This is a genomic window from Verrucomicrobiia bacterium (genome assembly GCA_023953615.1).
Taxonomy (GTDB): domain Bacteria; phylum Verrucomicrobiota; class Verrucomicrobiia; order Limisphaerales; family JADLHS01; genus JADLHS01.
Genome location: JAMLJH010000001.1, coordinates 1,307,499 through 1,320,238 on the forward strand (window position 1 = coordinate 1,307,499; position 12,740 = coordinate 1,320,238).

Annotated in this window: 12 protein-coding genes; 6 read left to right on the top strand and 6 right to left on the bottom strand. The window is 57.4% G+C overall.

Going from position 1 to position 12,740, the window contains the following annotated elements; translation table 11 throughout:
• Nucleotides 1-3: 3 nt before the first annotated feature.
• From M9920_05450 to M9920_05465, 4 genes are all read right to left on the bottom strand, one after another.
• The gene (locus tag M9920_05450) at nt 4-759 is read right to left on the bottom strand and encodes a hypothetical protein (protein MCO5051729.1); all 756 of its coding nucleotides are present in this window, start codon (nt 757-759) and stop codon (nt 4-6) included.
• A gap of 24 nt (nt 760-783) precedes the next feature.
• Nucleotides 784-1,704, bottom strand: a complete 921-nt coding sequence (locus M9920_05455) for a hypothetical protein (GenBank protein ID MCO5051730.1) — start codon at nt 1,702-1,704, stop codon at nt 784-786.
• Between the two features lie 11 nt (nt 1,705-1,715).
• Entirely contained in the window at nt 1,716-2,294 is a 579-nt protein-coding gene (locus M9920_05460; GenBank protein ID MCO5051731.1) for a hypothetical protein, read from the bottom strand.
• A gap of 302 nt (nt 2,295-2,596) precedes the next feature.
• Complete coding sequence (locus tag M9920_05465; protein MCO5051732.1) at nt 2,597-3,310, bottom strand: methyltransferase; 714 nt, start codon at nt 3,308-3,310, stop codon at nt 2,597-2,599.
• 303 nt (nt 3,311-3,613) lie between these two features.
• On the opposite strand from M9920_05465, the gene M9920_05470 reads away from it, so the two are divergent.
• The gene (locus M9920_05470; GenBank protein MCO5051733.1) at nt 3,614-4,414 is read left to right on the top strand and encodes an SGNH/GDSL hydrolase family protein; all 801 of its coding nucleotides are present in this window, start codon (nt 3,614-3,616) and stop codon (nt 4,412-4,414) included.
• On the opposite strand, the gene M9920_05475 is transcribed toward M9920_05470, so the two are convergent.
• Nucleotides 4,407-6,257, bottom strand: a complete 1,851-nt coding sequence (locus M9920_05475) for an ABC transporter ATP-binding protein/permease (GenBank protein ID MCO5051734.1) — start codon at nt 6,255-6,257, stop codon at nt 4,407-4,409. The two genes, M9920_05470 and M9920_05475, sit on opposite strands and share 8 nt — an antisense overlap.
• Nucleotides 6,258-6,432: 175 nt before the next feature.
• Between M9920_05475 and M9920_05480 the strand changes: the two genes are divergently transcribed.
• Nucleotides 6,433-7,290 (top strand): arrestin family protein, encoded by an 858-nt coding sequence (locus M9920_05480; GenBank protein MCO5051735.1) that lies wholly within the window; start codon nt 6,433-6,435, stop codon nt 7,288-7,290.
• Between the two features lie 57 nt (nt 7,291-7,347).
• On the opposite strand, the gene M9920_05485 is transcribed toward M9920_05480, so the two are convergent.
• Nucleotides 7,348-8,364, bottom strand: a complete 1,017-nt coding sequence (locus M9920_05485; GenBank protein MCO5051736.1) for a DUF1080 domain-containing protein — start codon at nt 8,362-8,364, stop codon at nt 7,348-7,350.
• A 156-nt stretch (nt 8,365-8,520) separates the two neighbouring features.
• Here M9920_05485 and kdsB point away from each other — a divergent pair, with 156 nt between their 5' ends.
• The 4 genes from kdsB (at nt 8,521) to M9920_05505 (ending at nt 12,733) form a co-directional block, all read left to right on the top strand.
• The gene (gene kdsB, locus M9920_05490; GenBank protein MCO5051737.1) at nt 8,521-9,261 is read left to right on the top strand and encodes a 3-deoxy-manno-octulosonate cytidylyltransferase; all 741 of its coding nucleotides are present in this window, start codon (nt 8,521-8,523) and stop codon (nt 9,259-9,261) included.
• Nucleotides 9,262-9,271: 10 nt separating this feature from the next.
• A complete protein-coding gene (locus M9920_05495; GenBank protein MCO5051738.1) occupies nt 9,272-10,885 on the top strand; it encodes a CTP synthase in 1,614 nt (537 codons plus the stop codon).
• A gap of 4 nt (nt 10,886-10,889) precedes the next feature.
• A complete protein-coding gene (locus M9920_05500; GenBank protein MCO5051739.1) occupies nt 10,890-11,087 on the top strand; it encodes a hypothetical protein in 198 nt (65 codons plus the stop codon).
• 122 nt (nt 11,088-11,209) lie between these two features.
• Complete coding sequence (locus tag M9920_05505; GenBank protein ID MCO5051740.1) at nt 11,210-12,733, top strand: restriction endonuclease; 1,524 nt, start codon at nt 11,210-11,212, stop codon at nt 12,731-12,733.
• Nucleotides 12,734-12,740 lie beyond the last annotated feature (7 nt).

Genomic DNA, 12,740 nt, shown 5'->3' on the forward strand with positions numbered 1-12,740 from the left:
GAATCATGCGCGCCAGTGTTCAGCAATCCAGGGCGCGGGCCTCAGATGGTGATGGATTCTTTTGCCGCGATAACCCCGAATGGCTTCATCCGGATCGGGGCGTCCGTGAAAGACCAAAATTCGACAATCTCGGGGCGCTTTTGGAGTGCAAAATAAATTCAACGGAAACGCAGGGCGGCAATGGCGTTTATAGCTGCGCGTCCACGCCTCCGGCCACCAGCGCACCTCGCCCATGGCGTGCGTGAGAAATGCCTGCTCAGTATTGAACACACTTAAATTTTCGGCTTGAGCCATCTCGCGTTGAAACGTTTCGTAGATGTAATTGGATCTGCCCGCTTCAAAGCGGAATACGGAGGAATTACCCACCGGCGGACGGCGGCCAATGAGTTCCTTGCGCGGATTCACCCAGTTGTGAATGATGCAATTCTTTCCCGGTTCGTACGTAAAGAACCCAGCCAAATTACCCAAGATGACCACATCCAGGTCGAGAAACAACGTGGGGCCGGCCAATTCGCCAAAGCCATCCTGGGTGACCAGCAACTTTACCAAGACATCCGGCCAGCCGCGTTTCAAGCCGGGATTGGCAGGGAACGGGACGGTTTCCACGCCCGCCGCCAGCCCGGCGGAATCGTCGGTACAGCAAACAAAACGGAACGGCTGACGCAAATGCCGCCGGACTCCCGCGTGCAAGAAATTGACGTAGCTCGCCGGGTAGCGAGTCCCCCATTTAATGCACAAGATGTTCACCCGTTCGGGCATGGCAGCAGTCTTGCAAGTGGCGTCCTAACCGGCAAGTGGAGTTCCGGCTGAAGACGGAGATTGTAGCGGCAGGGCGCCCGACGCGATCAGCGCCCGCAAGGCCAGTGGCATCATCCGTTGTGAAAGATGGCAGCCATCGAGGAAGCAGTCCGGTGAAGCCGGTTCCGTCCAAGCGTGGTATTGGCCGCCAATCCCCGTGCAGCGAATGTTTTCACGGGCGCAGGCTTGTTGGAGTTGTTCGCAATAAACTCGGGTGATTTCCAGGCGCAGCGATTGCGGTCCGACGATGGGCAGCGGATGATCTTTTTGTAAGGGGGTGGGGTCGCCAAGGGTGACGCTCGAAGGTTGCCACACGGTAACGTCGTAGCCGGACTGATTAAGTCGCCGGGGCAACGACATGAACCGGGTGATGGTTTCACAGACCGCCGAGGCCATTGCCTTTCCGGCGAGCACCGCTTTGGGCAGATGCCAGCGACAATCAATCTCGCCGAACACCAACAGGATCGCGCCCCGGGCGGGGATGTCATGCCGCAATAAAGCGGCGATTTTTTTGCGCGTATAGCTGGCAGACTTGGGCGCGTCCGCGCTCCAAGCGGTCGAGGCGCCGGTGTGAAACACGCGAAACACCGGCAATAGTTCGGGAAACACGCTGACGTAACGCCGCCGCAAAAACCCGGTGAACAATTTCCGTCCCGGGAAAAACGCAAGCCCTTCCGTGCCGGAAAAAAACGCCGCATGACTGTCGCCGATGACATAGAGTTGGGGCAGCGGCGGCAGCGGCACAAAACCGAGGTGTTGCGCGAGAAGTTCCAGCCGGCGCTCTTGCAGATCAGGCGGGAAACGTAACGCCGCGGCGGTCGGATGGCCCAGGCGTTGGAGGATGTCCGTCTGTAATGTGGCAATCTTTCGGATCAACGCGGGCGAGACAACGGGAAGAGCATCCATGCGGGGCCGGCTTAATTGGGAAAAATCCGGATGCAATCTCCGGCCACCTCTATCTGCCAACCCGGACGCAACGCATGCACCAACTGCCGGAGCTGATCGAGCGTGGGGTAACTCGGACTTTCTCCAAAGCAACGGGCGTCATCAATCAAGACCACATGGTCCGGCTGCCCCGGCTGGAAGATCGCGCGCAGTTCTTCGTTGACCGGCGTGTCGTGCAATCCACGCGCGGTGTCACCGCCGGAGTAATGGCCATCCAGCCAGAACAAAGCCGGCCCCGGGAGTTTGGCGACGACCTCCGCCAATTTGGTCGCGCTGTCGCCGTGAATCAGTTCCACATTCGGCACGCCTTTGAACCGTTCACAGACCTCGCGATAAAATTGGTCGGCGAGTTCGATGGAGAAAATTTTCTCAAATTCATTCCGCATGGCTGCGACCATGTCACCGTGACAGGTGCCGGTTTCCACCAGGTACTTCAAACCATATCGGCGCGCAAATTCCCTGACGACGGCCTGCTTTTGGGCGTGAGTCGGCAGTTTGACTCCGGGATTGAGCCAGCGGCTGACGCGTTGCCTTAATGTCTTTTTGCTCATAATTCAGCTCCAACCAAGCCAAAGAAAAATTTGTCGGACGCCAGTTTAGGATGGCAAGGCGTATCGGGAATGAAAGCCAATTTCACCAACGCATCGAAATGGGAGCATATTATGACCCCGCCTACGAATGGTAGCGGCAGGCATCCTGCCTGCCGTAAAGCCGGGCTTCCAGCCCGGCGGAAAAAGCATCGCCAGTAGCAGCATTGGAAAATTCGGGAAATCCTCTTCCGCCAGACGCCTCTTCAAGGCGGCAGAGATGCCGCCCTCCACGGCAGGCACGGATGCCTGCCACCACCGAAGCGTCATTTGCCCGCCGGCCAATCCACCCAGCCGGTGCCGGTCCAGTGTCCAAATGAGGTCAGGTCCAATTTGGGTTCGGTGAGGTCATTCCAGATGCGCAACATCTTCCACTCACGGATGTCATCGAACATGACGATCGGGCCTTTGGGCAAACCGAGCTTGCGAAAGTTTTCGATGAACCGCTGTTCCATGACGCCATCCTTGGCCGCATCCACGAAAATGAAATCTGCCTGTTGGAAAACTTCGCGATATTTTTCCATCGTCGCAAAATCCTGCAGGTCGGCAATTTCCTGTTTCAGCCGGCCACCGGCAAAATCACTTTCGCGCAAAATGTTTGGTTTGATCTGTTGCCAGGGAATTACATCAAACGTCGTCATCCGACCGTCGGCAGGCAGTTGCGAAATCATCGCCAGCGAGGCCATGCCTTGATAGGTGCCGATTTCCACCACGCTCCTGGCGCCAAGTTCAGCCACCAGCGCGGCCACCAAGCGATAATGTTCGCCCGGCCAATGATTCACCCCGGCACCAGCGCGTTGCGCCAGTTCGGTCAATTCCAGTTTTTGCGCCCGGGCGGCCACGCGCAACGCCAGACTCACCAGCCGTTCGTTAGGACGACTTTTCCAAACATCCGGCGGCAGGGTCATGGAATAAAGCCGGTGCTGGGTTGGCACCGGCGGCGGCAGGATCAGACCCAGCAACAGCTTGCGGATATTCATGTCGCGACAGAGTGACAATCCGTGCCGGAGCGCGTCAAAGTCTTTTTCGAAAGCGAACGCATAACGGTAGCGTCAGGCATCCTTGCCTGACGTGGCGGGCGGCATCCGTGCCGCCCGGGAAAACCTCCGCCTTGATGAGTTGGCTCGAATGTTCCAAAACGCTTTGATTTTGTGGCGCTTCTTTCCGCCGGGCTGGAAGCCCGGCGCTACGGCAGGCACGGATGCCTGCCGCCACGACCTGCCGCGTAATTTTGCATCGCTTGCGGCGGCGGAGTCGGTGTAAATTCGCCGCGTTGTGCTCACATGAACGGTTGCTCAACTCCAGCGCCCACCGCCGATCCAATCGCGCCGATCTATTGCCTCGGCGACAGTCATGTGAGTTTTTTCGCAGGGGAGGATACGATTCAACCCGGCTGGCCGGAACGCGCGGGGGCCGGCTTACCGTGGTTTCGCGTCTTTCACCTCGGCCCGGTGCTGGCGTTCAATCTTTCCCGAACGGGTACGACCATGCGCGGGCGCGAACGGCTGTTTGAGGTCTTGGAACAAGTGGTTCCGTCCGGGGCGCGGGTATTATTGTGCTTCGGGGAAATTGATTGCCGCGCGCACATTCTGAAACAGGCTGCCAAACAAAAGGCGTCGGTGGAACAGACCGTGGCGAACTGCCTTGACGCTTATTTCCATGCGGTGCGGGAAGTTCAGGCGCGCGGGTTTGAAGTGATTGTTTACAACGCCGTCCCCACGCGTCTGAGCACCCCGCGCCGGGCCAGGCGTGACGATGATTACGTCGCCGTCGGCTCATGGCGGGAGCGCAATGCCGCCGTTCGATTATTCAAAGCCGGGGCCAAGCGGCGCTGCCTGGACTGTGGCGCGAAGTTTTTGGAGAACTACTTCGGATTGGTGACGGCCAAGGACAAAACCGAGTCGTGGTTTTTCTTTGATGCCATCCACCTCTCGCAACGCGCGCTGCCGCTGACGCTTCGCGCGTTGGCAAAGTTGTATCCGGAAGCGGGTTATCCCGAGTTGCCATTGCCACAGCCGACGTGGATGGCGAAGGGTTTTGATCGCGCCGCCAAGCGGTTGCGCCGGTGGTTGAAGCTCACTTGAGTTGCTGCAATTCCAGCATGTGCTGAAAAATCTGATGCGTGCGCCCCAGCTCGGCTGGCGATCCGTCACCGGTAATCCGGCCGTTTTCGAAAACCAACACCCGCGTCGCCAGATTCAGGGAACTGAACCGGTGCGCGACCATGAAGGTGGTCCGCCCTTGCACCAGTTCCTGCAAGGCTTGTTGGACTTTTTGTTCGCTTTCCGAATCCAGAGCGTTCGTGGCTTCGTCCAAGATCAGAATGGGCGCATCTTTCAAAAAGGCCCGCGCGATGGCGATGCGCTGGCGTTGGCCGCCGGACACCGTCGTGCCGCGTTCGCCAACCACGGTATTGTAACCTTGCGGCAGGGCTTCGATGAAATCCGCCGCAAAAGCTTTGCGTGCGGCCTCCCGCACTTCCGCGTCCGAAGCGGTCAATTTTCCGGCGCGAATGTTTTCCGCGATGCTGGCGTTGAACAGCACCGGCGTTTGCGGCACGAGCGCCATTCGTTTTCGCAATTCATTCTTATCCACCGTCCGCAGGTCCACGCCGCCCAGCGTCACCCGGCCTGTGGTGGGGTCGTAAAAGCGCGGGATGAGGGAAATAAACGTGGATTTCCCGGCGCCACTCGGTCCCACGAGCGCCACCACTTCGCCCGGTTGAAAACGAACTTCTATTTCTCGCAACGCCGCCACGGGCGCGCGGTCGGTGGCGCGAAGCGGATAGGCAAAACCGACCTGCTCGAACGCGATCTCCTGATGCGTGGTGGGCAGCGGCAGCGGCTGAGCCGGCTGGGGCACGGTGTCCTCGGCATCCAACACTTGCTCCAATCGTTCCAGCGAAGCCGCCCCCATTTTCCAGACCGCGTTCAGGATGCTGAGTTTTTTGACCGGCTCGTACGCCATGAACAAAGCGGCGCCCATGGCGAGAAAGACCTTGAATTCCATGCCGTTGGTGAATCCGAAATACAGTGCCGCCATGAAACCGCAGGCGGAGAGGAACTCGATCACCGGATTGACGAAGGCCTGATATTTCACCGTCTTCATCGAGAGCCGGAAAATTTTGCGAACGCTGGCCGCAAATCGGGCGCTCAATTGAGGCTGCAAGTTGTAGGCCTGAATTTCCATCGGGGATTGCAACCCCTCGATCACAATCGCATTCAGCTCTCCCGTTTCCGCGGTCAATTGACGCGATTTCTTGATCAGGCGGCGCGCGATGATGCGGATGGGCACAATGCACAGCGGGATGCTGGTCAGCGTGATGAGCACGAAGAGCGCGCTGCGATTGGTGATGGCAAGATATAAAAGAAAACTTAACGAGCCGATCAAGGTGAATGGTTGCTTCAGCGCGTCCGTGCTCATCATCACCACCACGTTCTTCAACTGCTCCGTGTCGGTCATCAGGCGCGCGGTGAGGTCGCCGGACTTGTGACGATGATAAAAGGCGAGCGGCAGTTCTTGCAGGCGTCGAAAGACTTCGGTGCGCAAGGTTTCCAACAGTTGAAAACCGGCGTGATTCAACCAGTAGCGGTTCAGGAACGCGGTCAGCCCGCGAAAGAAAAAGATGACGGGCAAACCCAGGCAGGCGACCAGTAACAACTGCCCCCGATAGTGTTCACCAAACAACCGCTGCGCCCATTTGATGACGACTTCGGTTTGCGAGTTTTGTGCGGACGGGTCGTTGAAGATCACCGGCGCCACCGTGTAGAGCATCATCGGCAAACCGAAACCACTGATCGCCGCGAACGCCAACCCCGCCAACACCCCACCAATAAAATGCCAGCGCGCGGGTTGCATATACCGCAGCAGGCGCCGATAGCGGCGCGAGGCGGAAGCGTTGCTGGATTGTGCTGGCTTTGATGTCATCGGCGCAGGAAACCGTCGTTTTATCGTGCAGACGGTAAAACAGTGCCGGGCAGGCGGGAAGAATCTTTTTGTCGTTCACGCCAAAGCGGGTCGGCGCACCCGATGGATGGCGGTTGGCGATGAGGCTGATTCTGAGCTTGCAGATTGGCGATGAAGGTGGCCCACTTAGCGGGTGATGACACGGAAAATCCTTCTGGTAACCGGATTGTGGCTCGGGCTGGTCGTCGGCTCGTTCGCGCAGGTTTCCGTCGAGATCACCATGGGCCAGGAGCATTTTCTTTCCGGGGAAACGATTCCGCTCACCGTGCGGATCGCCAACCGCTCCGGCCAAACGCTGCATTTGGGCGACGATTCCGATTGGCTGACATTCGCCGTGGCCTCGCGCACCGCCTATGTGGCGGAGAAAAATGGCGACGTGCCAGTGGAAGGAGCTTTCGAGTTAGGCTCAGGAAAAACGGCGTTGCGCCGGGTGACTTTGACTCCGTACTTCAATTTGCCTCATGCCGGACGTTATGAAGTCACGGCCAGCGTCCGGATCAAACAATGGGAAACCATGGTTGTTTCTCCGCCCAAGGCGTTTGAAATCATCAACGCCGCCAAAATTTGGTCGCAGGATTTCGGCATGCCGCCGGCGCCGGGAGTCACCAACGAAGTTCCCGAAGTGCGCCGTTATTCACTGGAACAGGCCAACTATCTGCGCGGCAAACTACGCCTCTACTTGCGCTTGATGGACGCCGAGAGCGATCACGCTTACAAGGTGATTCCCATTGGCGGCATGGTTTCATTCAGCAGTCCGGAAGCGCGCATTGACCGGACAAACCAACTGCATGTGTTGTATCAATTCGGCGCGCACTCCTACCTCTACACCGTGGTGACCCCCGAGGGCGAAATCGCCCAGCGCCAAACTTACGACATCACGCAACACCGGCCGCGGTTGGTGTCGGATGAGAAAGGCGGGTTCGTTGTGGCGGGCGGTCAACGTCGCATCACCGATGGAGATATTCCGGCGCCTGTGCTGGAAACGGTTCCGTAAATAATTACTTCCCGCGCCGGACGATTCTGGTTTTCCACGCGGTCTCCCAGCGGCCGACTATTGCAAATCGTCGAGCGAGAGAGCCTGTTGTTGCACCTCGCGCACGATGGGTAACGCGCGTTGCAAAATGGCCTGCTCCGTCTGGCCGGGAAACGACTTCAAGATGACCCGGATGGCTGCCATCGGTTCACCATTGCGATCACGCAACGGTTGGATCACCGCCACGGTCTTTGCGTCTTTGCCGTAAAAAACCTCGCCCTTGGTGATCGCGCCGATTTCTGAAGCGCCGCCCGCCTGGCCCACTTCGTCTTCCTGATTGCTCGCGACAATACGCGGGGTGCCTGCGGCGTCGAGCGCGTAAATTTTCAGTCCGACCAGCCGTGAGTATTTTTTCAGCGTGCTGCGCAGAGTGGCTTGAACACGGGGTTCTTTGGGCGTGTATTCGATGCGCGTGTCGGCAAAGCGGCTCATCGAGTCGGATTTGGTCCAGAACCCGATTTTCCCGTTCGCAAAGCTGGTGTCGGTGAGTTCCGGAATCACGGGCTGATCGTTGAGCCAGATCCGGATTTTACTTTTCTGACACTGCACCTTTAACGCGTACCACACACCTTTCTCAATCGGCAGATTCGGGCCAATCGGCTGGCTGCGCAGTCCGCCCACCACTTTGTAAAAACGCAGGTTGCGGCCCAGGGCGCTCGCTCGCACCACATAAAAACTCTTTTCATCCTGGTAACGAAAAACCACCCCCGCCATTTGTTCGGCCACGCCTTCCACAATTTTGAAGCGGGTCGTCAATGTGAAATCGTCGAAGGACGCGCCGTCATAAACCAGAATGGGAAAGCGTTCGTCTTTTACATCCGCGCTGAGTTGCGCCAATACCACCTGATTGGTGGCCTCCGGAGTGGTCTCGCGCACGGCCCGCCACAATCCGGGTCCGCCTTCACCGACCACCACGCTGGTGAATCCCGGCGGAGTAACCTCGGCGTCGGGCGAACCCAAGTCCAGGGTCAGCTCCACTGCTCCCGCCGCTCCGATCAACCAGGTGCTGAGCAGCAGCCATTGCAACAACTTCATTCGCGGCAGCCTTACAAACTCGAACCGGGCGGACAAGCAAATGTGCAACGCGCCGGGGGTTGATTCATTCCAGGCTCGCTTGTGAATTCACGGCTTACTAAGCTGTTCGGGTGGTTCGGACGCCGCCTTGATGGGTTGCGTCTTGAACGTCGCAACATGAAAATCCTCGGCATCATACCAGCGCGATACGGCTCGACCCGCTTTCCGGGCAAACCACTGCACCTCATTGCCGGCAAACCACTCATCCAGCACGTCGTGCAACAATGCCAGAAAGCCCGGTCGTTGAGCGAAGTGATGGTGGCGACGGATGACGCGCGCATTGCCGAAGTGGCGCAACAGTTTTGCCGGGTGGAAATGACCCGAGCGGATCACCCGAGCGGATCGGACCGCATCGCGGAAGTGGCGGAACGCCACGCGTGCGATGTGATCGTGAACATTCAGGGCGATGAACCGTTGCTGGATCCGGCCGTGGTGGACGCCGTGGCGGAAGCGGCGCGGGATTGCGAAATGACCACGGCCGCCACGCACATTCAAGACCCGGACGAATACGATAATGCGAACGTGGTGAAAGTCGTTGTCAACGCCCGTGGTCACGCCCTATATTTTTCCCGGCGTACGATTCCGTATCTGCGCGAAGCCGCCAGTCGTTCGATTCGTGAACAGTTGGCGGCGTTTCCTTTTATGAAGCACCTGGGCATTTACGGTTTCCAACGCGACACGTTGCTGCGCCTGGTCCGGCTGCCGGTTTCGCCCCTGGAACAAGCCGAGAAATTGGAGCAGTTGCGCGCATTGGACCACGGCATCCGGATCGCGGTGGTGCCGGTAAATTACGATAGTGTGGGCGTGGATACCCCGGAAGACGTGGCCCGGGTGGAGCACCAGTTGCGCGGCGCATGAGATTTAAACTATGAAATTTATTTTCATCACCGGTGGAGTCATCAGTTCCCTGGGCAAGGGATTAACCGCGGCCGCTCTCGGCACGCTGCTGGAAAATCGCGGCCACAAGGTCGCCATCCAGAAGTTTGATCCCTATCTCAACGTGGACCCCGGCACTATGTCGCCATATCAACACGGCGAAGTTTACGTGTTGGATGACGGCGCGGAAACGGACCTCGATCTGGGCCACTACGAACGGTTCACCAATACCAAACTATCCCGCCTGAACAGCCTGACCAGCGGCCAGGTTTATCAAACGGTACTCAACAACGAGCGCGAGGGCATTTATCTCGGCAAAACGGTGCAGGTCATCCCGCACGTCACCGACGAAATCAAGCGCCGCATTCACGTGCTCGCCACTGATAGCAAGGCCGATATTGTGATTACCGAAGTGGGCGGCACCACGGGCGACATCGAAGGGCTGCCGTTCCTGGAGGCGATTCGCGAATTCGCGCTGGAAGCCGGTATCGGTAACACCTGTTTCATCCACGTCACCTACGTCCCGTACATTAAAGCCGCCGGTGAATTGAAAACCAAGCCCACGCAACAATCCGTCGCCAAACTGCGCGAAATCGGCCTCTCGCCGCACCTGATGGTTTGCCGTTGCGAAAAACCGCTCGATAAGGAGTTGCGCCAGAAAATTTCGCTGTTTTGCAGCGTGCCGGTGGAAGCGGTGATTGAAGTGAAGGACGTGGATCATTCCATCTACGAACTGCCGCTGGTGTTGCAACGCGAACAGGCGGACGATCTGGTCTGCCGCGTCCTGCACCTGGATGGGCCGCCCGCCAAAATGGGGCACTGGCAGGAAATCATTCGGAAACTGATCGCGCCGCAATTTCGCGTGCGCATCGGGGTCGTCGGCAAATACATCGGCCTGCAGGACGCTTACAAATCAGTTTACGAAGCGTTGATCCATGGCGGCATCGGCAACGATTGCGGCGTGGAAATTGTGCGGATTGACGCCGAGGAGATTGAGAAGGAAGGCGCGGAGAAGAAACTGAGCGGGCTGCACGGCATCTGTGTGCCGGGCGGATTCGGCGAGCGCGGCATTGAAGGATTGGTCAAAACGGCGAAGTTCGCCCGGGAAACCAAAGTGCCCTATCTCGGACTGTGTTTGGGCATGCAGATCGCCACCATTGAATTCGCCCGCAATGTGCTCAAGATGGAGAAAGCCCATTCCACGGAATTCAATCCCGACACCTCGCACGCGGTCATTGCGCTGCTCGACGCGCAACGCAAAGTAACCAAGAAAGGCGGCACGATGCGCCTCGGCGCGCAGCCGTGCCAGTTGCAGGTCGGCTCGCTGGCCGCCAAGTTGTACGGCGCGTTCATGACCAACGAACGGCATCGGCATCGGTTTGAATTCAACAACGCCTTCCGTGAGAAATTTGAGAAAGGCGGCCTGGTATTCAGCGGATTGTCCCCGGACGGAAAATTGGTGGAGGTGATTGAATTGCCCGGACATCCCTTCTATCTGGCCAGCCAGTTTCATCCCGAATTTCTCAGCAAACCGCACGAGCCGCATCCGCTGTTCAAGGGTTTCATCGCCGCCGCGCTCCAGCAGAGTCAGCCGCGCCCGCTGTGAAAACATGAAAACGAAATATGTGCCGCCGACTGAAATGAGCCGAAAACGCCATGATTGGGTCCAGCAACATGTCAGGCCGGGCGTGACATTTGAAGAAGGCGTACGGCTAAACGATGAAGCCTTGCGTTTGTTTCCTCCGACCGACGAAGAACGCCGGTTAAAAATGGAAAGACTGAAGGATATTCCCGAGTTTGTGCTTTGATGAATCAGGGCCGGAAAGGGCGCGTACTTTTTTCTCCAAATCCTCGGCGTTTCTGGCAGAGTTCCGACATGGCAAAAAAATCTGGTGAACCTGCCGTGACGCGCGGCGTTCACGCCGCTTCCATGTCCTCCCGCCAGCCGGCGGTGAAGCGAGTTGAAGCCCGCGCTCCGCAAGCCGCCACTCGCCCTTCCTCGCTCGTGGACACGCGCGTCATCTATTGCGGCGATAATCTCGAACAACTCCAAAAACTGCCCGACGCCTGCGTTGACCTGATTTACATAGACCCGCCGTTCAACTCCAACCGCAACTACGAAGTCTTCTGGGGCGAAACCAAGGAGAAGCGCGCCTTCGAGGACCGCCACGCGAATACGCAAGCCTATATTGACTACATGCGTCCCCGTTGCGTGGAACTGGCCCGCGTTCTCAAAAAGACCGGCAGCTTCTACTACCACTGCGACTGGCACGCCTCCCACTACGTCAAGGTCATGCTCGACCAGATTTTCGGAGAGAATAATTTTGTAAATGAAATTGTTTGGAAACGAACGAGCGCGCATGGAAATGTCGGGAAAAGATATGCAATCACGGAGGACAGAATTTTATTCTACGCAAATTCAAAAGTTTGGACGTGGAATCCTCCATACTTAGCCTATTCTGAAGAATACATCGCTTCACATTACGGGCAAAAAGAAGAAGGCACTGGCCGTCAGTTTACAACTCGTGATTTAACAGCGTCGATGCAACGTGCTTCCCAAAGCCAAATCTATGATTGGAAGGGTTTTCGCCCGCCGCCGACTCGGTGCTGGGCATACACAAAAGAAAATATGGAAAAATTGGAAGCCGAGGGAAAACTTGTTTATTCGGAACGCGGGATGCCTCGTCTAAAACTATATTTGGATCAAATGGCGGGAACTCCATGCGATACAGTTTGGGTTGATATTCCACCTCTAAATTCACAGGCAGAAGAACGACTTGGTTATCCAACTCAGAAACCACTTGCGTTGCTTGACCGGATTATCAAAGCCAGCAGCAATGAAAATGACATTGTGCTCGACGCCTTTTGCGGTTGCGGCACAGCGTTGGTTGCAGCGCAAAATCTAAAACGCCAATGGATCGGGGTTGATATTTCACCCACCGCTTGCCGCGTGATGGCAAAACGACTCCGCGACGTTTGCGGTTTTCCCGAAGACGAACAGCTTTGGAAAATTGGACGCGGCTTTGTCGTGCGCGATCTTCCTTGGACGGAGGAAAAATTGCGCGCCATTCCGCCCTTTGAATTTGAAAACTGGGCCGTCATCGCCCTCGGCGGCATCCCGAACAAAACCAAAGTGGGCGATTACGGCATTGATGGCCGCATCTTCCCCGTGGGCGCGGAACCGGCGGCCTTCAAGGAAGGCGAATTGCAACTCACCGAACGCTGGTATCCCATTCAGGTGAAGCAAAAGGACAAAGTGGGGCGACCCGACATTGACGCCTTCGAGACGGCCATGCGCCGCGCCAAACGCGACAAGGGCTTCTTCGTGGCCTTCGATTACACCGACGACGCGCTGCGCGAGATAGACCGCTTCTTCAAAGCCGACCACGCCGTCATCATCCCACTGACGGTGAAGGAAATTTTGGACGAGCAAATTGCGAGGAAGTTGGTGTGAGCAAAAG